Origin of the sequence: Arenimonas fontis (assembly GCF_008386465.1) — a bacterium.
Classification (GTDB): domain Bacteria; phylum Pseudomonadota; class Gammaproteobacteria; order Xanthomonadales; family Xanthomonadaceae; genus Arenimonas; species Arenimonas fontis.
Genome location: NZ_VUOD01000003.1, coordinates 81,129 through 100,032, shown reverse-complemented (window position 1 = coordinate 100,032; position 18,904 = coordinate 81,129). Strand labels below are relative to the sequence as shown.

Genomic DNA, 18,904 nt, shown 5'->3' with positions numbered 1-18,904 from the left:
GCCGCCTCGGGGGGGCAGGCCCTCCGGGGCGGCGCCGCTTCGGTCAGCCGGATCTGCCTTTACCCGCCCTTAACCCTGTTTGCGGACCGTAAAGATTGCGTTATGCTCGGCCGGCCAAGGCGGTCTCTGTCCCGTGGCCGCCTTTCGGCTTTGTCCCGAACTCTAGAGTCACCACACTCTGACGTTGGAGAGAGAGTAAATGTCTAACTTTAATCAGCTGTCGAATGCGATCCGCTTCGCGCTGTTTGCCGGTGCCGCCTCCATGCTGGCTGCCCCGGCTTTCGCGCAGGAGTCGGAAGACGACACCACCACCCTGGAGCGAATCGAGGTCACCGGTTCCCGCATCAAGCGCGCCGACATCGAAGGCGCTCTGCCGGTCACCGTGATCGACCGCCAGGACATCGAGCTGTCGGGCGATATCTCGGTCGCCGATTTCCTGCGTAACGCCACCTTCAACAGCTTCGGCTCCTTCCGCCCGCAGTCCGGCTCCTCGGCCCAGGCGCTGGCCGAAGTCAGCCTGCGCGGTCTGGGCGGCTCCCGCACGCTGGTCCTGATCGACGGTCGCCGCGCCCCGGTGTCGCCGATGACCGGCTCGGTCCAGGACCTGAACACCATTCCGCTGGCTGCGGTCGAGCGCATCGAGATCCTGTCCGACGGCGCTTCGGCCATCTACGGTTCCGACGCCATCGGTGGCGTGGTGAACATCATCACCCGCAAGGACTTCAACGGCGTCGAGATCAGCCTGGGCATGGGTGAGCCGACCCGCTCCGGCGGCGGCGAGACCGAGGAAGGGTCCGTCATCTTCGGTGCCTCGGGTGACCGTGGCTCGATGATGGCCGGCGCCTCTTACGCCAACCGCGGCATCATCTTCCAGCGCGAGCGTCCGTGGTCGGCCGGCGGCGTGTCCACGTTCTCGAACAACCTGTTCTTCGCCAATCCGGCGCCGGGCACCCTGTACGGCTTCGTTCCGGGCGCCTTCTTCAACCATCCGACCAATGGTTCGGCCCTGCCGGGCTTCGATTGCGATTCCAACGGCTTCTTCTCCGGCGGCTCCGGCGCCACCCGCCGCTGCTTCTACGACTTCACCTTCGTCGCGGCCGACGAAGCCGAGATCCGCAACGAGTCGCTGTTCAGCCGTGGCACCTACTCGATCAACGACGACTGGTCGTTGTACATGAGCGCCTCGGTCAACCGCGTCAAGTCGTTCGGCCGTTATGCCCCGGTGCCGTCCTCGCCGTGGCCGGGCGGCGGTATCTTCATTCCCGCCAACTCGCCGAACCACCCGGGCGTGCGCTTCCCGGGCACCGGCTACGACCCGAACCAGCCGTTCTTCCTGCGCCATCGTTTCGCGGCGCTGGGTCCGCGCGACAACTTCACCGAAAACAACGTGTACAACCTGCTGGTCGGCGCCGAAGGCCGTATCGGCGATGTCTACGTTGACTTCGGCTACCGTTCGTCCGAGTCGAAGTACATTGAGCTGGGCCGCAACTACGTGGTGGGCAACATCGCCCAGCAGTACATCTCGGACGGCACCTACGACATCTACGATCCGTTCAACAACGATCCGGATGTGATGAGCGCGATGATCGCCACGATCAACCGCGATTCCATCGCCAAGATCGAGGAGATCTACGGCAATGCCAACTTCGATCTGTGGGAGATGGGCGGTGGCGCGGCCGGCCTGGCCATCGGCGCCGAGGCCCGCAGCGAGGACTTCGCCGACATCTACGACTCCCTGCAGGAGTCCGGCCAGATCGTCGGTTCCGCCGGCAACTCGGCGGGTGGCGGCCGCGACGTCAAGGCCATGTACTTCGAGCTGTTCATGCCGTTCATGAGCAACTTCGACGTGACCCTGGCCGGCCGTTACGACGACTACAGCGACTACGGCAGTGACTTCTCGCCGAAGATCGCCTTCCGCTGGCAGCCGCTCGACACGCTGACCCTGCGTGGTTCCTACGGTCAGGGCTTCCGCGCTCCGACCCTGGACATCGTGACCGCCCAGCCGGCCTTCTCGGCCGACACGGTCACCGACCCGCAGACCTGCGCCGCCTTCGGTCAGCCGCCGACCTGCTCGACCCAGATCACCGCCTATGTCATCGCCAACCCGAACCTGAGCTCGGAGCAGTCCGACCAGTGGAGCGTGGGCCTGGCCTGGGACGCCGCCGACTGGGTGAACTTCACGCTCGATTACTACGACATCAAGATCGAGGATCGTATCGCGCCCATCAGCGTCGGCCTGATGATCACCTGCTTGAGCGGCGGCACGGCCTGCCCGCCGGGCGTGAGCTCGCTGCCGGCCAACGTCAGCCCGCCGGATCCGAGCCTGGGTCTGGGTATTGCGCGTGACCCGGTCACCGGGGCGATCCTGTACGCCCAGCGTGGCTTCATCAACCGCGGTACCCTGGAGACCTCCGGTTTCGACCTCAACGTCCGTACGAACTTCGACTTCGGTTCGTGGGGCACGCTGAACAACTGGCTGGCGGTCAGCCATGTCCGCGACTTCAGCTTCGACGGCGGTGCCAACCTGATCGGCGATCCGAGCCTGCCGGAGTTCCGCGCTTCGCTGCAGAACGTCTGGACGATCGGCGACTTCACCTTCGCCTGGAACATCAACCACATCGACAGCACGCTGTCGACGGCTGGTGTCGTGGCGCGGGGTGGCGGCAACGACTACGGTTACTCCCACACCCTGCCGTCGTGGACGACCCACGACCTGCAGGCGACGTGGAATGCTCCGTGGAACGGCCGCATCACCGTCGGTGTGCAGAACGTCCTGGACAAGGACCCGGTGCTGGATCCGTTCGATCCGACCGGTCGCGGCTTCGACTTCAACCTGTACGATGGTTATGGTCGCGTGCCGTACATCCGCTACACCCAGACCTTCTGATCCCGTCGGGAACAGAGGTGACGGATTGGAAAGGGCCCTTCGGGGCCCTTTCCTTTTCTGCCGGCTCCGACCTGCCCGATCGGGGAAGATCAGGTCGGGAGCGTGGTGCGGTGAGTGCGGGCGCGGTCGAAGGCGCTGGCCCGCGATGGATCGCAGCCATGTTGACCTGGGAAGGCGATCTTGCTGAAATCGGGGTTGTTCAGTCCAGCGGCGATTCCAAGGGGAAGGAATGCCGATGTACACCCTGAGTCCGATGTTCGCGGTGCCTGCGGCGCTCGCGAAGATGCCCGATTGCGCCGAGCTCAACCGCGAGCTCCGTGAGTTGTTCCTGGTCAAGGCGGCCGAGGGCGACAAATACCGCAACCCGGAACCGTTCACGCACCGGAACGCAGCGCTTTTCGAAAGCAACTTCCGTTTGTTCGATTGGCCGCAGCCTTGCGTCACCAGGCTGCGCGACTTCTGCCTCGCCAACGTCTACAGGACGATCCGCGAGCTCAGCGGCTACGACACCGAAACGCTGAGGCGCCTGCATATTGCCACCGAAGCCTGGTTCCACGTGACCCACAGGGGTGGATATTTCGGCCCACACAACCATCCGATGCATTCATGGTCCGGGGTCTACTGCGTTTGCCAGGAGGGCGACGACCCGGAGAGCGATAGTGGCAAGCTGGCTCTCATCAATCCGCACGCCATGTCCACCATGTACGTGGACATGGCGAACTTCCGGATGAAGGCGCCCTATAGCATGGCCAACCGCATGATTCGACTTTCGCCAGGTGATCTGCTGATCTTCCCGTCTTGGCTGTTGCACGAAGTGCTGCCGTACGAGGGCGATGGTGTCCGGATCACCGTGGCCTTCAATGCGCGATTCAAGCTGGAGGGGGTCGCGCCGGCCCAGGTGCCGGTCGGTTGAGGCCGGTCCGGCGCCCCGGCGGCCGTTCAGATGCCTGCCTGACCGCCGCCGGCCAATGCGGAAATCATCGGCTGCAGGTGCTGCCGATACCTTTCCCAGAGGTGGCCGCGGTCGCGCCGGATTCCCTCGCGCATCATCACGCTACTGGCGGTGGAAACGGCGTCATCGCGGCGGTCGATGTCCACCATGGCCGGTTCGAACTCCAGGCCACAGAATGCCGCCATGCGCGCGGCCTGGCCGCTGGGGTCATTCACCAATGCATCGTAGTCCACATCGAGTATCCGGTCCGGTAGCAGGCGTCGCCAGTGTTCCATCAACCGCCGGTAGTTGCGCCAATGTGCGACGTAGTCGAGCTGGTCGTACGAATAGGGGCAGGCATGGGAAAACAGCGTCCGCAGACTGGAGAGGCCGACGTCGAGGGGATCGCGATTGAGGTGGATGAAGCGCGCCCGGGGCATTGCCCTGGCGATGAAACCAACGTTGTAGTAGTTGGAGGGCAGCTTGTCCGACACGATCGGCTTGCCGCCGGTGCGCCAGGCCATGCCACGAAGGTAGCTCTCGCCGATTGCCCGGTAGTCCAGGGCATGACGGGCCTGGACCACGCGCAGGTCCAGCTCGCTGGAGAAATGCAGGCCGCTGGCCCGACGAAGCGCGGCACGGATGTCGTAGGTCTCACCACCGGCGGCGACCCGCGAATGTCCAGTCAGAATCCGCTCCGCCAGGGTAGTGCCGGAGCGGTGCAGGCCGATCACGAACACCGGGATCAGCCCCGGGTCGTCGCAGCCGTCTTCCCTGATCAGTTCTTCAGGCTGCCAGCCAAGCAGGGCATCGAACAGTGCGTCGGCGTCGTTCCGGCGGTAATGCAAGGTCGCCAGCTTGGCCCGGCAAGCCGATTCCAGTGCATGCCAGGCTCGGTCGTAATCGCCCAGCTCGTGCAGTTCATTGTGCAGGGCATAACCCAGGTAAGCCTGGTCTTCCGGTCTCGGGTTTCGGGCTAGTGCCTTCTCGATGCGGGGGATACGCCGCTGCGGTTCGGGCAGGCGCAACCGTGACAGCAGCCAGTGCGTGCCAGGGTCATCCGGAACGAATCGCAAGCAGCGTTCGCCGTGTTCGGCGGCGGCGGCCAGATCACCGTGAAAGACATCCAGGGTGGCGTTCATGGCCAAGGCCGGTGGATGATTTGGGTCCCGCTCCAGCGCGGCCCTGGCGAAAACCCGGGCCGGCGCGAGTACGCCGGCAAGGGCCAGCTCCTGCGCCAGCTCGGTGAGCGAGGTCGCCGAATCCCATAGCGGTGGCGGAAGTTGCTTCGCCACCTCGGCCATCAGCCCCGACTCGCTGAGCTGATTGAGCATGTGGATGAGGTCCAGTGCGACACGCGGACTTTCCAGATGACCGCCGAGCGCCCGCATGATCGCCGCTCGCGCCGGGCCATGGCGCTCGTGGTCCAGGTGCAGGCGCGCGAGCATCAGTAATGCCGGGACGTGGTCCGGGCGCACGCCCAGCGCCCTTTGCAGGGCGTCCGCAGCGGCCTCGTCCTGACCTGCCGAACGGTAGGATTCCGCCCGGCGCATCAGGCGGCGGAGCTTGGACGCTTCCAGTTCGTCAATGGCCTGCACGGGCCGGGAGGGCGCATCGGTTCGGGTCATGACCGGCAGTATACTGCGGGGGGCCGGATCGAGCCGGCATGAACGCGGATCTGTCTGGCCATGTCGAAATCTTTCCCGGAGCCGAAGCCCGCCCCGCCCGGCAGGCAACGGGCCCAGGCTTGGACCAGTTACTGGGCCAGCGGCGTCCTGCATTCCTGCGCCGGCAGCTTTGCCGGCAACTACGGGGCGCCCTACCGGGAATTCTGGCGAGAGGTGTTCGCCGGGCTCGCCGCCGGTGCGAAGGTGTTGGACCTGTGCTGCGGCAACGCGCCGCTGTCGAAGATGTTGCTGGAGGAACGCGGCGATCTGCGCGGTCTGGTCCATCTGGAGGCGGTGGATGCCGCCGAGGTCGCGCCTGCCTGGGTTCGGGCCCTGCCGCCAGGACAGCGCGAAATGGTGCGGGTTCATCCCGGAACGGATGCGGCCGCGCTTCCTTTTCCGGATGCCTGCCTTGACCTGTGCATGAGCCAGTTCGGCATCGAATACGCCGGCCTCCAGGCATGGCGCGAGGCGGCGCGAGTACTCAGATCGGGGGGCGAACTGGCGGCGGTACTGCACCATGTCGACGCTTTGCCGGTGCAGATCGCCCACGAGGAGCTCGAGCACCTGGATTGGCTCGAGCGCCCCGATGGCCTGTTGCCCATGACGGAGGCCATGATCGAGCCGGTAGCGCGGTCGGCAGATCCCGCTGCCGCGCCGGCATTGCGCGCGGATGCAGCGGCCAACGCCTCGCGGCGCGCATTCAACGCCTGCCAGGAAGCGCTTCGGCGACGTGCCGCCAGCGCCTCCCATCCGGATGTCCTGCACGAAGTCGGGCAGGCGAGTTTTGTCGTTCTGCAGACGGCGCGGGCGGGCGGTTTGGCCGCTGGCCGCGCGGCCATGGCGAACCTGCGGGAAGAGCTGAGCCGGACGCGGCTGCGGCAGCGCGAACTAGTGGACGCTGCGCTGGACGAAGCGGCCCTGCGCGGTCTGTGCGCCTGCGTCGGCAGTACCGAACCCGAACTGCAGGTTCTCCGTTTCGACGGCAACCGGATCGCCGGTTGGGCGATCCGGATTCGCCGCTAGGGTGTGACGGCGTTCAGCAACAACCGTGATCGCCGAACTGCGCCTGCCCGGCCTGGGCGGCGACGCCCCGGGTCAGGCCCTTGCCGCTGGCGTGGAAGTGGGCGGCGATCACCCGTGCCACCGCGCCGGTGACCCGCTTGCCGGTCGGGATGTGCAGGAACTCGTTCGGGCCGTGCGCGTTGGAATGCGGTCCCAGTACGCCGGTGATCATGAACTGCGCCCCCGGGAACTTGTCGCCGAGCATGCCCATGAACGGGATCGAGCCGCCTTCGCCCATGTACATGGCCGGGGCGCCGAAGGTCTCGCGGCTGGCGCGGTCGATGGCCTGTTCCAGCCAGGGGGCCAGGGCCGGCGCGTTCCAGCCGGTGCTGGCCTTCTCCAGTTCCAGCTCCACCCGGGCGCCATAGGGCGGCTTGTCCAGCAACACGCGCCGCAGCACCTCGCTGGCCTTCTTCGGGTCCAGGGTCGGCGGCAGGCGCAGGCTCAGCTTGACCGCGGTGAAGGGCCGCAGGACGTTGCCGGCGCTGCTCAGCGGCGGCAGCCCGTCCGCGCCGGTCACCGACAGCGCCGGGCGCCAGGTGCGGTTGAGCACCAGCTCGGCCAGGTCGTCGGCCATCGGCCGCATGCCCGGCAGGAAGGGGAACTTGTCCCACACCGCCGTGCCCAGCACCTCGGCGGCGCGCTGCGCCTGCCGGCGGCGTTCCGCCGGAATCTCCACGTGCAGGTCCTCGACCACGATCCGGCCGGTGAGCTCGTCCTCCAGGCGCGAAAGCAGCTGGCGCAGGATACGGAAGCTGGAGGCGACGATGCCGGAGGCATCGCCGCTGTGCACGCCTTCCTCCAGCACGCTGACTTTCAGGTTGCCACCGGCCAGGCCGCGCAGCGAGGTGGTGCACCAGAGCTGATCGTAGTTGGCGCAGCCGGAGTCCAGGCACACCACCAGCGAGGGCTTGCCGATCCGATCGGCCAGATGGTCCACGTAGTACGGCAAGTCGTAGCTGCCGGACTCCTCGCAGGCCTCGATCAGGATCACGCAGCGGCAATGCGGCAGGCCCTGCTCGCGCAGCGAGCGGATCGCGGTCAGCGAGCCGAACAGGGCATAGCCGTCGTCGGCGCCGCCGCGGCCGTAGAGCTTGTCGCCCCTGATCACCGGCGTCCACGGGCCGAGGCCGTCGGCCCAGCCGGTCATCTCAGGCTGCTTGTCCAGGTGGCCGTACAGCAGCACGGTGTCCTCGGCGGTGCCGTCGCCGGCCGAAGCGCCGCTGGCCGGCACCTCGATGTAGATCAGGGGAGTGCGGCCTTCCAGTTCGACCACCTCGACGCTCATGCCTGCGATCGGCTGGGCTCGGGCCCAGTCCGCCAACTGCCGGGTCGCCGCGTCCATGTAGCCGTTCCGTTTCCACTGCGGGTCGAACAGCGGCGACTTGTTCGGGATGCGGATGTACTCGACCAGTTGCGGGACGATGTCTTCGTCCCAGGCCTCGGCGATGAAACGGTCGGTCTTGGCGGCGTCCATGGCGAATCCTGCGGAAAACGGCCTTCGATTCTACTCCGATCGGCAGGGCCGCCGCCGGGCCGGGCGGTGCCGGGTAGGAAGCCGCCGACCCGTGTGGACGCCGGCTTCCGAGCCCGGCGCGGGTGGTCCGGCGATACGAGCGCTCGGGGGCGTGACGGGAGACTGGCCGGGCCGCGAGGTCCGCGGCGCCATTCCCAGGAGGAACCCGTCATGAAACCGTTTGCGACCGTCCTGTCCACCCTGCTGCTGTCGGTCTTCCTGGCCGCCGGCGCCCACGCCCAGGAGAAGGTGGACATCAACAAGGCCGATGCCGCTACCCTGGATCGGGTGCTCGACGGCGTCGGCCCGGCCAAGGCCGCCGCCATCGTCGCCCACCGCGACAAGCACGGCCCCTTCCGCAGCGCCGAGGAACTGGCCGAGGTCAAGGGCATCGGCCTGGCCCTGATCGAGCAGAACCGCGATCGCATCACGGTAGGCGCTACCGCTGCCGCCGCCAAGGCGCCGCCGGCGCAGCCGCCCGGACAGTGAGGTCCGCCGGCCGGTCCGCCCGTCCCGGACCGGCCGGCCGCGGGGATCGCCATGAACCGACCGCTCAGGTTGCATGCGTCGCTGGCGGATCTGCGCCGGCAGAGGCTGGAGCAGCGCTCCCGGCCTGGCCGGCCCTACCTGCTGGAGCTGGACACCCTCTACCGCCGATCGGTGTTCGATGATGCCGAGGCGGCCCGGGCCGTCTGCCGGGTCGTCGGCACCGGCTGGCTATGGCGCGACTCGCGGCTGCTGGCCTGGGTCTTGCTGCCGGCCGGCTGGCAGGCGCTGCTGGTGCTGGGCGAACGCGATTCGTTGCGCACCCTGGTAGGCCGCTTCAAGGCCCTGAGTTCCCGCGCCGTCGAGGGTCACCACCGGATCAACGGCTGGCTCTGGGGTCGCGGTTTCAGGGACCGGATGCTGCCGGCCACGGCGCGGCTGGAGGACGAGGCGGAGCGCCTGCTTCACCTGCCTTGCGCGCAGCGGCTGGTCGCCCGCCCGGGCGATTGGCCGTGGTGGAACAGCCAGTGGCTGCCGGCGCCGGGGTAGACTGCGGGCCTGTTCCGCTGCCTGCCGGTCGGCCAATGCGCCTGCTGTCGCTACCTGCCAACGAATACCGTCGCGAGCGCTGGCGCAACCAGCGCGGCTGGACCCGGGAGATCCACCGGGATCCTGAAGGCAGCGCCGACTGGACCTGGCGGGCCTCGATCGCCGAGGTGGACCAGGATGCGCCCTTCTCCCGTTTCCCCGACTGCGACCGGGAACTGGTGCTGGTGGCCGGCGAGGGCATGGACCTGGTGTTTGCCGACGGTGAGCGTGTGCCCTTGCGACCTCCGCACCAGCGTCACCGTTTCGCCGGCGAGCGCGAACTGCATGCCGAGCTGGTGTCCGGTTCCACCCACGACTTCAACCTGATCTGGCGCCGCGACCGGGTGACCGCGACGATGCTGCACCGGCCGCTGGTCGGGCCGATGGTCTTCTTCGAGGAGCCCGGTGTGAGCTGGCTGGCATACCTGCTGTCCGGTCAGGCCGCGTTCCGCGACCTGCCACGCCCCTTGCACCTGGCCGCCGGCGACAGCGTGCTGTTGCAGGCCGATGCCGAGGGGCCATCGCGGCTGATCCTCAGCGGCGCCGGCGAGCTGCTGCTGGCGCGGCTGGCGCAGGTCGGAGACGCGCCCGCCTGAGTAATCAGCGGTCGTCGCGGGTGTAGACGACGTCGTCTTCCACCTTGACCGGGAACTTGCGTACCGGCGTGTAGGCCGGCGCGCACAAGGCCTCGCCGCTGCGCAGGTCGAAGCGGGCGCCGTGCAGGGTGCACTCGATCTGGTCGCCATCGACGATGCCGGCGCTGAGCTCGAAGTCCTCGTGGCTGCAGCGGTCCTCCAGGGCATGGAACTCGCCCTCCAGGTTCACTACCAGGATAGGCGTGTCACCGTCCCAGACCACCGTGGACTCACCCGGCAACAGCTCGGCAGTGGCGCAGACGCGAACCCAGTCGCTCACAGGGCCTTCTCCAGGACTTCGAACCGCAGGTCGCCGCGGCGCGGCAGGCCGAAGCGCTCGTCTCCGTAGGGGAAGGGCTTGTGGACGCCGGTACGCCGGTAGCCGCGGCGCTGGTACCAGGCGATCAGATCCTCGCGCAGGTCGATTACCGTCATGCGCATCAGCGCCTGGCCGTAGTCCTCGCGGACGATGCGTTCGGCCTCGGCCAGCACCTGCCGGCCGATGCCGCCACCCTGCAGGCAGGGCGCCACCGCAAACATGCCGAAGTAGCCGGCGCCGTCCTCTACCGCGACGTGGGCGCAGGCGACCAGCCGGCCCTGGCGCTCGGCCAGCAGGATGCGGCTCTGCGGGCGGCCGATCTGTGCGGAAACGTCGTCGGCGCCGGTGCGCCGGCCGTCCAGCAGGTCGGCTTCGGTGGTCCAGCCGGCGCGGCTGGCCTCGCCGCGGTAGGCCGATTCGACCAGGGCGACGATCGCGTCCACGTCGGCGGCGGTGGCGGCGCGGAAATTCAAGGCACGGTCGTTCATGGGGTCAGGCCAGCAGTCTGCGCACCTTCTCGATGCCGGCCGCCAGCTGCTCGATCTCGGCATGGGTATTGTAGAAGGCCAGCGAGGCACGGCAGGTGGCCGGCACGCCCAGCCAGGCCATCAATGGATGGGCGCAGTGATGACCGGAGCGGACCGCGATGCCCTCCAGGTCCAGCAAGGTCGCCAGGTCGTGCGCATGCGCGCCTTCCACCTGGAAGCTGATCACCGCCGCCTTGCCCGGCGCCGTGCCGTGGATACGCAGGCCGGGAATGGCCTGCAGGCGCTCCGTGGCCAGCGCCAGCAGGGCTTGCTCGCGCGCCTCGATCTCGGCCATGCCGATGCCGTCCAGATAGTCGGCGGCCGCGCCCAGGCCGACCACGCCGGCGATATTGGGCGTGCCGGCCTCGAACTTGTGCGGCGGATCATTGAACACGGTGCCCTCGAAACGCACCTCCCTGATCATCTCGCCGCCGCCGAGAAAAGGCGGCATGGCCTGCAGGTGCTCGCGCTTCGCCCACAGGCCGCCGGTGCCGGTCGGACCCAGCATCTTGTGGCCGGTGAAGGCGTAGAAGTCGCAACCGATCGCCCTGATGTCAACCGCCCGATGCGGCAGCGCCTGGGAGCCGTCGATCAGGGTGGCGACGCCACGCCGGCGCGCCTCCCGGCAGATGTCCTCCACTGGGTTGACGGTGCCCAGCACATTGGATACGTGAGTGACCCCCAACAGTTTCACGTCCGCCGTCAGCTTGGCGCGCAGGTCGTCCAGGTCGAGTGCGCCCTCGGGGGTGATCTCGACCACCTTGATGCGGGCACCGGTGCGTTCCGCGACCAGCTGCCAGGGCACGATGTTGGCGTGGTGTTCCATTCGCGTCAGCAGGATCGCATCGCCTTGCTTCAGGCGCGGCAGGGCCCAGCTGTAGGCCACCAGGTTGATGGCGAGCGTGGTGCCGCTGGTCAGCACCAGCTCGTCCGCTGGTACGTTCAGGCGCGCCGCCAGCTTGCGCCGGGCGCCTTCGTAGGCCTCGGTGGCCTCGCTGCCGAGCGCATGCACGGCGCGCGAGACGTTGGCGTTGTGCTCGCGATAGAAGGCATCCACCGCCTTGATCACCTGCTGCGGTTTTTGCGAGGTATTGGCCGAATCCAGGTAGATCAGCGGCTTGCCGTGCACCTGGCGGGTCAGCACCGGAAAATCGGCGCGGATGCGCAGCCAGTCGGGGCGGGCGGTCTCGCTCATGCCGGCGTCTCCTGCAGCAATCGCCGTTCGATCGCCGCCGACAGGGCTTCGCGGCCGTCACTGTCGTCCAGCACGGCCAACGGTTCGCGCAGGAAGGCTTGCACCAGCAGGCGGCGGGCCTCGGCCCCGGGCAGTCCGCGGCTGCGCAGGTAGAACAGCGCCGTCTCGTCCAGGCGGCCGACGGTGGCGCCATGCGCCGCCTTCACTTCGTCGGCATGGATGACCAGCACCGGCTGCGTGTCCACTTCGGCCTGGTCCGACAGCAGCAGGTTCTTGCTGGACAGCTCGGCGGCGCTGCCGTCGGCGCCGGCCTGGATGGTGATGCCGCCATGGAAGACGGCGCGACCGCGGCCATCGGCCAGGCCGCGCCAGGGCAGCTCGCAGCGGGTGTCGCGGGCGCGATGTTCGACGCCCAGGCGGGTGTCCAGGTGTCGGCGGCCATCGGCCAGTAGCACGCCGCCGGCGTGCAGGGCGGCGCCTTCGCCGATCAGCTGCACGTTCAGTTCGTGCCGGCCCAGGCCGGCGCCCAGTTCCAGGTCCACGCGCCGGTACTCGCTGTCCGAGCCGAGCACGGCATCGGTGCGGGCCAGCAGGGTGGCGCCGGTGTCCTCCTGCTGGCGACGGGCGTGGCGCAACCTGGCACCGGCAGCCAGATGCACGTGCATCACGTGATTGCCGAGATGGCGATGTGCGCCGGTGGCCAGATGATGCTCGAGCACGGTGGCACTGGCGCCCTTGCCCAGTTCGATCAGATGGCGCAGGTGCCAGGCCTGATCCTCTCCGGCGGGTGCGCCGACGAAGACCAGATGCACCGGAGCGTCCACGGCGATGCCGGCCGGTACCGCCAGCCGCGCGCCGTCCAGGGCGAGGGCGGCGTTGAAACGGGCGAAGGGTTCGTCGGTGCGTTCGAAACGCCGGCCCAGCACGGCGGCGTCGCGCGGATGGCCTTCGGCGAGAACCTGGGAGAACGGCCGCAGTTCGACCTCGCGGGGCAGGGAGGAAAGGTCCGATGCCCCGGCGTCGAATGCGCCGTTGACGAAGACCAGCCGCGGCGCGGGAATGCCGGCCAGCCTGTCCGCGGCCAGCTTGCCGCCGCGCGCCAGCGCGAAGGAGCGGTTGGCCAGCGCCCGCAGCGAGGTGTACTTCCAGGTTTCGACGCGGGCGCCGGGCAGGCCAGCGGCCAGGGCGTCGGCCAGGGCCGCGCGCCGCGCCGGCCCCAGGCCGAGGGCTTCGACCCGGTCGGCCGGCAGGGCCTCGAACCCGGCCTTGAGCGACTCCAGCAGTGCGCTCATGCCGGGGCTCCGGCCTCCGGCACGACCCGGTCGCGGATCCAGGCGTAGCCGTGCTTCTCCAGCTCCAGGGCCAGCTCCGGACCGCCACTCTCGACGATGCGGCCATCGGCAAGCACGTGCACCCGGTCAGGTTCGATGTAGTCGAGCAGGCGCTGATAGTGGGTGATCACCAGGAAGGCCCGATCCGGCGAGCGCATCAGGTTGACGCCGTCGGCCACCGCCTTGAGCGCGTCGATGTCCAGGCCCGAATCGGTCTCGTCCAGAATGGCCAGCTTCGGTTCCAGCAGGGCCAACTGGAAGATCTCGTTGCGCTTCTTCTCGCCGCCGCTGAAACCCTCGTTGACTCCCCGGTGCAGCAGCTCGTCCTTGAGGTGCAGTACCGACAGCTTTTCGCGCACGCGCTTGAGGAACTGCATCGAGTCCAGCTCGGGTTCACCGCGCGCCTTGCGCTGGGCGTTGAGGGCGGCGCGCAGGAAATAGGTGTTGTTCACGCCCGGAATCTCGACCGGGTACTGGAAGGCCAGGAACAGGCCGGCGGCGGCGCGCTCCTCCGGCGCCAGCGCCAGCAGGTCGCGGCCCTCGAAGCTGACCGTGCCCGCGGTGACCTCGTAGCCCTCGCGCCCGGCCAGGATGTTGCCCAGGGTGGACTTGCCGGCGCCGTTGGGCCCCATGATGGCGTGCACCTGGCCCGGCCCGAGCTCGAGGCTGAGGCCCTTGAGGATGTCCTTGCCGGCGACGCGGGCATGCAGGTTGTCGATCTTCAGCATCTTCGTTTCCTTGGGTATTCCTTCCCCGCCGGGCGGCAGGGTGGGGCGCGGTCGCGGCTCAGCCCACCGCGCCTTCCAGCGACACTTCCAGCAGCTTCTTGGCTTCCACCGCGAATTCCATCGGCAGCTCCTTGAACACCTGCTTGCAGAAGCCGTCCACGATCATCGAAACCGCGTCCTCCTCGCCTATGCCGCGGCTACGGCAATAGAACAGCTGGTCGTCGCTGATCTTGGAGGTGGTGGCCTCGTGCTCGACGGTGGCGTCGGGGTTCTTCACCTCGACGTAGGGGAAGGTGTGGGCGCCGCAGCGCTTGCCGATCAGCAGGCTGTCGCATTGGGTGTAGTTGCGGGCGCCGGCGGCGCCGCGTTCGATCTTCACCAGGCCGCGATAGGTGTTCTGGCCGCGGCCGGCGCTGATGCCCTTGCTGATGATCTTGCTCTTGGTGCGGGCGCCCAGGTGGATCATCTTGGTGCCGGTGTCGGCCTGCTGGCAGTGGTGGGTCAGCGCCACCGAATGGAACTCGCCCACCGAGTCGTCGCCGCGCAATACGCAGCTTGGGTACTTCCAGGTGATGGCCGAGCCGGTTTCGACCTGGGTCCAGCTGATCTTGCTGCGGGCGCCGCGGCATTCGCCGCGCTTGGTCACGAAGTTGTAGATGCCGCCGCGGCCTTCCTCGTCGCCCGGGTACCAGTTCTGCACCGTGCTGTACTTGATCTCGGCGTCGTCCAGGGCGACCAGCTCGACCACCGCCGCGTGCAGCTGGTTCTCGTCGCGCTGTGGCGCCGTGCAACCCTCGAGGTAGGACACGTAGCTGCCTTCCTCGGCGACGATCAGCGTGCGCTCGAACTGGCCGGTATGGCCGGCGTTGATGCGGAAGTAGGTGCTGAGCTCCATCGGGCAGCGCACCCCCTTCGGGATGTAGACGAAGCTGCCGTCGGAGAACACCGCCGAGTTGAGCGCGGCGAAGAAGTTGTCGCCCTGCGGCACCACGCTGCCCAGGTACTTGCGCACCAGCTCGGGATGCTCGCGGATGGCCTCGGACATCGAGCAGAAGATGATGCCCTTCTCGGCCAGCTCCTTGCGGAAGGTGGTGCCCACCGACACGGAGTCGAATACCGCGTCCACCGCCACCCCTGCCAGCCTGGCCCGTTCGTGCAGCGGCACGCCCAGCTTGTCGTAGGTGTCGAGCAGCTCCTTCGGCACCTCGTCCAGCGACTTGTACTTCGGACCCTTGGGCGCGCTGTAGTAGCTGATCGCCTGGAAGTCGATCGGGGCGATGCGCAACCTGGCCCATTGCGGCATCGGCATGGTCAGCCAGTGCCGGTAGGCCTTCAGCCGCCACTCGGTCATCCACTCCGGTTCCTCCTTGCGGGCGGATAGCGCACGGATGGTGTCCTCGTCCAGGCCCGGCGGCAGCGAGTCGGATTCGATGTCGGTGACGAAGCCGGCTTCGTAGCGGCGCGACAGCCGCTGGTGGATTTCGGCGTTTTCGATGGTGGCCATGGGATTGCCTCAGACGGTGGCCAGACGGGCCGGGATGGTGCGGCGCGGGCGTGGGGCGCCGGGCAGCATCTCGGCCAGGGTGATGCCGTTCAGGGCATCGGCGATGACGTCGTTGACGCGGCGCCAGTGGCTCTGCACGCCGCAATGCGGTTCCAGCTCGCAGTTGGAGTGTTCACCCGAGCACTCGGTCATGCCCAGCGGCCCTTCGATCGCCTCGACGATGGCAAACAGCGTGATCTCCGTCGCCGGCTGCGCCAGCCGATAGCCGCCGCCGGGGCCGCGCAGGCCTTCGACCAGGCCGGCGTGGGCCAGCGGCTTGAGCACCTTGGCCACCGTGGTCGCCTCCAGCCGGGCCTGCTCGGCCAGCTCGGAGGCCGAGCAACGCCGGTCCGGGGTGGCCGCCAGGGCGGCCAGCACGAGCGTGGCGTAATCGGTGAGCTTGGTGACGCGGAGCATGGCGCCGGCCTGGCTGGAATCCGGACCGAAATTGTACGTTTTTGCCGGGGCCCGCTCAACGGTGCGGCGTGAACGGCGTCGCAACGCCTCGTCCCGGAGGCGGCGCGGCTGACCGGATCGGGCAAATCGGCCACAATGTCGCCCCCGCCTGCTGCAGGAAGCGCTGATGCCCCGCAAGATCGAAGCCCGCCGTTCCGCCATCCACGGCAACGGCGTCTTCGCCACCGCAGCCATCGCCAAAGGCGAGCGCATCGTCCGCTACAGGGGCAAGCTGCGCACCCATGACGAGGCCGACCGGATCTACGGCGAGGTGCCCGAAACCGGCCATACCTTCCTGTTCACGCTCAACGACAAGTACGTGATAGACGCCAACGTGGACGGCAACGTCGCCCGCTGGATCAACCACAGCTGCGAGCCGAACTGCGAGGCCGTGTACGAGGAAAGCGACACCGGCAAGAAGCGGCACGACCGCATCTACATCGAAGCCCTGCGCGACATCGCCCCGGGCGAGGAGCTGACCTACAACTACGGCATCGTCCTGGACGAACCGCATACCGCCCGGGCGAAGAAGCTCTGGGCCTGCCATTGCGGTTCACCGCGCTGCACGGGGACCATGCTGCAACCCAAGCGTCGGTCCCGAGCCCGGGCCTGAGGCGCCGGTGGCCCCAGGGCCGCCATGACCAATGGGTCTCGGCGGTTCCGGCGTGCCTGCCGAGAATGCCGCGTCCCCAGCCCCGGACCCGCCATGGCCCCGTCGCTCCACGCTGCCCTGCTGATCCTGGCCGGCCTGCCGGCCCTGGCCGTCGATGCCGCTGCCGGTGCCGGGCCCGGCGCCGAAGGCATCCGGATAGACGGCGTGCTGGCGCCGGGCGAGTGGGAAGGCGCCCGCCACATCACCACCTTCGTCCAGGTGCAGCCCATGACCGGCGCCCCCGGCAGCCTGCGCACCGAGGCCTGGCTGAAGGCCACGCCCCAGGGCCTGGCGGTGGCCTTCCGCAACCAACAGCCGCCGGAGGTGCCGCGCACGCTGCAGCGGACCCGGCGCGACCGGATGGGCCAGCTGGACCGGGTCAACCTGATGGTGGATTTCGACGGCGACGGCCGCACCGGCTACGACTTCACCCTCAGCCTGGCCGGCGGCATCGCCGACGAGGTGATCACCAGCGAACGCAACTTCAACAGTGACTGGGACGGCCACTGGCACCACGCCACCTCCCAGGACGCCCAGGCCTGGTACGCCGAGATCCTGGTGCCCTGGCACGTGGCGCCGATGGCGCGCGGCGTAGGCGGCAAACGCACGCTCGGCGTCTACCTGGACCGGGTGGTGGCGCATACCGGCGAACGTGTGGCCTGGCCGGCGGCCAGCTTCCAGCGGCCGCGTTTCCTGTCGGATTTCGCCCGGATCGAGGTGCCGGATTACGAACAGCCGCTGTTGGCGGTGACGCCCTACGTGGTGGCCGTGCACGACCGCATTGCCGGGCACAGCGAGTTCGACGCCGGCGCCGACCTGTTCTGGAAGCCCAATGGCCAGTTCCAGTTGGCGGCCACGCTCAATCCCGACTTCGGCCAGGTCGAAAGCGACGACCTGGTGGTGAACTTCAGCGCCGTGGAGAGCTTCTTCGGCGACAAGCGTCCCTTCTTCACCGAGAACCAGGGCCTGTTCGACGTGCCCTTCGGCAGCGGCAACAGCCGCCTGCTCTACACCCGCCGCATCGGCGGCCCGGCCGACGACGGCAGCGGCGCCGGCGACGTGGCGGCGGCGATCAAGCTCAACGGCAGCCTGGGCCAGGTGCGCTATGGATTGCTGGTGGCCAGCGAGAAGGGCGAGGCAGGGCGGGATTTCTACGCGCTGCGGGCCACCCGCGACTTCGGCGCGCATGACTTCGGCGCCATGGCCAGTCACGTCGAACGCCCCTTCCTGGACCGCAGCGCCACGGTGCTGTCGACCGACCACCTGTGGACCCCGGATGATGCCTGGACGGTGCGCAGCCAGCTGGTGGCGTCCTCGGTGCTGCAGGCCGGCCGGCGTAGCGAGGACCTCGGTTTCCAGTCGCGGCTGGACTGGCTGATGGGCAAGGGCTGGCGCCAGCAGCTGTACCTGCTGCACCTGGGCGAGCGGCTCGAGCTCAACGACATCGGCTACCTCGACCGCAACGACTTCAACTACCTGCGCTACGAGCTGGCCCGGCGCGAGGACACGCCGCCGGAGGGCTCGCGGTTCGCGTCGTGGGAGACCCGCTGGGCCGCCTCGACCCGGCGCAACACCAGCGGCCTGCGCATTGCCGAGGCCGCGGCCATCCAGCGCGCCGGCGAGCTGCGCGACGGCGGCAACGAGTTCTGGGAAGCGGCAATGTGGAGCGCCGGCCACGATGACCGCCTCACCCGCGGCAACGGCGTGGTGCGGGTGCCGGAGAAGCTGTACCTGTTCTGGGAGCGTTTCCGGCCGCAGCGTGGCGCCTGGTCGCTGTACGGCTCGGTACGGCTGGCCGGCGAGGGGCTGGAGGGCGCCGCCGGGCTCGGCCCGGAGCTGTATTTCGAGCCGACCCTGCACCTGGGCGAAGACCTGGCCATCGAGTTCGGCCTGGGCTTGCAGCATCAGCCGGACTGGCTGCTCTGGCGCGGCGGCGACCGGCTCGGCAGCTTCCGCGCCGACACCGCCCGGGTCGGCGCCAGCCTGCAGTGGCAGATGGGCCGTCGCCAGGAGTTGCGGGTGAAGCTGGAGACCATCGCTCTGGATGCCCGCCTGCGCCAGGCCTGGCGGGTGGCGGCCAGCGGCGAGCCGCTGCCCACCGCCGACCCCATCCCCGACTTCAACCTGCGCAACCTCGGCTTCCAGGTGCGCTGGCGCTACGAGCTGGCGCCGCTGTCGGACCTGTACCTCGTCTACGGCCGGGGCGGCCTGGCGGTGGAGGAGGGTAGCCGGCCGCTGGCGGAGCTGCTGGGCGAGGCCACGTCCCTGCGCGACGCCGAACAGGTCCTCGTCAAGCTGAGCTACCGCTTCGCCAACTGAAGGAGGGCGTCAGAGGCGCCCGGCCCTGTCCGGGGAGTCCGGGCGTGCCGGCGTGACCC

Annotated in this window: 17 protein-coding genes; 8 read left to right on the top strand and 9 right to left on the bottom strand. The window is 68.6% G+C overall.

The window, feature by feature from the left end; all coding sequences use genetic code 11:
- Positions 1-199: 199 nt before the first annotated feature.
- Both F0415_RS04765 and F0415_RS04760 read left to right on the top strand, forming a co-directional pair.
- Positions 200-2,887 carry a TonB-dependent receptor plug domain-containing protein gene (locus F0415_RS04765; RefSeq protein WP_149860059.1) on the top strand — a complete coding sequence of 896 codons (2,688 nt, stop codon included), beginning with the start codon at positions 200-202 and terminating at the stop codon, positions 2,885-2,887.
- A gap of 235 nt (positions 2,888-3,122) precedes the next feature.
- Entirely contained in the window at positions 3,123-3,800 is a 678-nt protein-coding gene (locus F0415_RS04760; RefSeq protein WP_210244157.1) for a putative 2OG-Fe(II) oxygenase, read from the top strand.
- 26 nt (positions 3,801-3,826) lie between these two features.
- On the opposite strand, the gene F0415_RS04755 is transcribed toward F0415_RS04760, so the two are convergent.
- A complete protein-coding gene (locus F0415_RS04755; protein ID WP_188310290.1) occupies positions 3,827-5,446 on the bottom strand; it encodes a tetratricopeptide repeat-containing sulfotransferase family protein in 1,620 nt (539 codons plus the stop codon).
- Positions 5,447-5,659: 213 nt separating this feature from the next.
- Between F0415_RS04755 and F0415_RS04750 the strand changes: the two genes are divergently transcribed.
- On the top strand, positions 5,660-6,511 hold the full coding sequence (locus F0415_RS04750; RefSeq protein WP_188310289.1) for a class I SAM-dependent methyltransferase: 852 nt from the start codon (positions 5,660-5,662) through the stop codon (positions 6,509-6,511).
- 13 nt (positions 6,512-6,524) lie between these two features.
- Here the strand turns inward: F0415_RS04750 and F0415_RS04745 are convergent, their stop codons facing one another.
- A complete protein-coding gene (locus F0415_RS04745) occupies positions 6,525-8,027 on the bottom strand; it encodes a M20 family metallopeptidase (RefSeq protein ID WP_149860055.1) in 1,503 nt (500 codons plus the stop codon).
- A 210-nt stretch (positions 8,028-8,237) separates the two neighbouring features.
- On the opposite strand from F0415_RS04745, the gene F0415_RS04740 reads away from it, so the two are divergent.
- The 3 genes from F0415_RS04740 to F0415_RS04730 are packed head-to-tail and all read left to right on the top strand — an operon-like array spanning position 8,238 to position 9,736.
- Positions 8,238-8,555 carry a ComEA family DNA-binding protein gene (locus tag F0415_RS04740; RefSeq protein ID WP_149860054.1) on the top strand — a complete coding sequence of 106 codons (318 nt, stop codon included), beginning with the start codon at positions 8,238-8,240 and terminating at the stop codon, positions 8,553-8,555.
- A gap of 51 nt (positions 8,556-8,606) precedes the next feature.
- Entirely contained in the window at positions 8,607-9,101 is a 495-nt protein-coding gene (locus tag F0415_RS04735; RefSeq protein ID WP_149860053.1) for a transposase, read from the top strand.
- 35 nt (positions 9,102-9,136) lie between these two features.
- Positions 9,137-9,736 carry a HutD/Ves family protein gene (locus F0415_RS04730; RefSeq protein ID WP_149860052.1) on the top strand — a complete coding sequence of 200 codons (600 nt, stop codon included), beginning with the start codon at positions 9,137-9,139 and terminating at the stop codon, positions 9,734-9,736.
- Between the two features lie 4 nt (positions 9,737-9,740).
- Here F0415_RS04730 and F0415_RS04725 read toward each other — a convergent pair whose 3' ends face one another.
- The 7 genes from F0415_RS04725 to F0415_RS04695 are packed head-to-tail and all read right to left on the bottom strand — an operon-like array spanning position 9,741 to position 15,835.
- Positions 9,741-10,055 (bottom strand): non-heme iron oxygenase ferredoxin subunit, encoded by a 315-nt coding sequence (locus F0415_RS04725; RefSeq protein WP_149860051.1) that lies wholly within the window; start codon positions 10,053-10,055, stop codon positions 9,741-9,743.
- A complete protein-coding gene (locus F0415_RS04720; protein ID WP_149860050.1) occupies positions 10,052-10,582 on the bottom strand; it encodes a GNAT family N-acetyltransferase in 531 nt (176 codons plus the stop codon). Before F0415_RS04720 ends, F0415_RS04725 begins: the two co-directional genes overlap by 4 nt.
- A gap of 4 nt (positions 10,583-10,586) precedes the next feature.
- Positions 10,587-11,816: a cysteine desulfurase gene (locus F0415_RS04715; RefSeq protein ID WP_149860049.1), complete on the bottom strand. Its 1,230-nt coding sequence runs from the start codon at positions 11,814-11,816 to the stop codon at positions 10,587-10,589.
- The gene (gene sufD / locus F0415_RS04710; RefSeq protein ID WP_149860048.1) at positions 11,813-13,108 is read right to left on the bottom strand and encodes a Fe-S cluster assembly protein SufD; all 1,296 of its coding nucleotides are present in this window, start codon (positions 13,106-13,108) and stop codon (positions 11,813-11,815) included. Before sufD ends, F0415_RS04715 begins: the two co-directional genes overlap by 4 nt.
- Complete coding sequence (gene sufC / locus F0415_RS04705; RefSeq protein WP_149860047.1) at positions 13,105-13,875, bottom strand: Fe-S cluster assembly ATPase SufC; 771 nt, start codon at positions 13,873-13,875, stop codon at positions 13,105-13,107. The genes sufD and sufC overlap by 4 nt, the downstream gene beginning before the upstream one ends.
- A gap of 58 nt (positions 13,876-13,933) precedes the next feature.
- Complete coding sequence (sufB, locus tag F0415_RS04700; protein WP_149860046.1) at positions 13,934-15,379, bottom strand: Fe-S cluster assembly protein SufB; 1,446 nt, start codon at positions 15,377-15,379, stop codon at positions 13,934-13,936.
- A gap of 9 nt (positions 15,380-15,388) precedes the next feature.
- Complete coding sequence (locus F0415_RS04695; RefSeq protein ID WP_149860045.1) at positions 15,389-15,835, bottom strand: SUF system Fe-S cluster assembly regulator; 447 nt, start codon at positions 15,833-15,835, stop codon at positions 15,389-15,391.
- Positions 15,836-16,001: 166 nt separating this feature from the next.
- Between F0415_RS04695 and F0415_RS04690 the strand changes: the two genes are divergently transcribed.
- Positions 16,002-16,487 (top strand): SET domain-containing protein, encoded by a 486-nt coding sequence (locus tag F0415_RS04690; protein ID WP_149860044.1) that lies wholly within the window; start codon positions 16,002-16,004, stop codon positions 16,485-16,487.
- Positions 16,488-16,580: 93 nt separating this feature from the next.
- Complete coding sequence (locus tag F0415_RS04685) at positions 16,581-18,845, top strand: DUF5916 domain-containing protein (protein WP_246149880.1); 2,265 nt, start codon at positions 16,581-16,583, stop codon at positions 18,843-18,845.
- Positions 18,846-18,904: the final 59 nt, after the last annotated feature.

Coding starts and splice junctions, on each gene's coding strand:
- F0415_RS04740 (WP_149860054.1), top strand. CDS start 8,238: ATGAAACCGTTTGCGACCGTCCTGTCCACCCTGCTGCTGTCGGTCTTC.
- F0415_RS04715 (WP_149860049.1), bottom strand. CDS start 11,816: ATGAGCGAGACCGCCCGCCCCGACTGGCTGCGCATCCGCGCCGATTTT.
- F0415_RS04695 (WP_149860045.1), bottom strand. CDS start 15,835: ATGCTCCGCGTCACCAAGCTCACCGATTACGCCACGCTCGTGCTGGCC.
- F0415_RS04745 (WP_149860055.1), bottom strand. CDS start 8,027: ATGGACGCCGCCAAGACCGACCGTTTCATCGCCGAGGCCTGGGACGAA.
- F0415_RS04760 (WP_210244157.1), top strand. CDS start 3,123: ATGTACACCCTGAGTCCGATGTTCGCGGTGCCTGCGGCGCTCGCGAAG.
- sufD (WP_149860048.1), bottom strand. CDS start 13,108: ATGAGCGCACTGCTGGAGTCGCTCAAGGCCGGGTTCGAGGCCCTGCCG.
- F0415_RS04730 (WP_149860052.1), top strand. CDS start 9,137: ATGCGCCTGCTGTCGCTACCTGCCAACGAATACCGTCGCGAGCGCTGG.
- F0415_RS04735 (WP_149860053.1), top strand. CDS start 8,607: ATGAACCGACCGCTCAGGTTGCATGCGTCGCTGGCGGATCTGCGCCGG.
- F0415_RS04720 (WP_149860050.1), bottom strand. CDS start 10,582: ATGAACGACCGTGCCTTGAATTTCCGCGCCGCCACCGCCGCCGACGTG.
- F0415_RS04755 (WP_188310290.1), bottom strand. CDS start 5,446: ATGACCCGAACCGATGCGCCCTCCCGGCCCGTGCAGGCCATTGACGAA.
- sufC (WP_149860047.1), bottom strand. CDS start 13,875: ATGCTGAAGATCGACAACCTGCATGCCCGCGTCGCCGGCAAGGACATC.
- sufB (WP_149860046.1), bottom strand. CDS start 15,379: ATGGCCACCATCGAAAACGCCGAAATCCACCAGCGGCTGTCGCGCCGC.
- F0415_RS04685 (WP_246149880.1), top strand. CDS start 16,581: ATGGCCCCGTCGCTCCACGCTGCCCTGCTGATCCTGGCCGGCCTGCCG.
- F0415_RS04765 (WP_149860059.1), top strand. CDS start 200: ATGTCTAACTTTAATCAGCTGTCGAATGCGATCCGCTTCGCGCTGTTT.
- F0415_RS04690 (WP_149860044.1), top strand. CDS start 16,002: ATGCCCCGCAAGATCGAAGCCCGCCGTTCCGCCATCCACGGCAACGGC.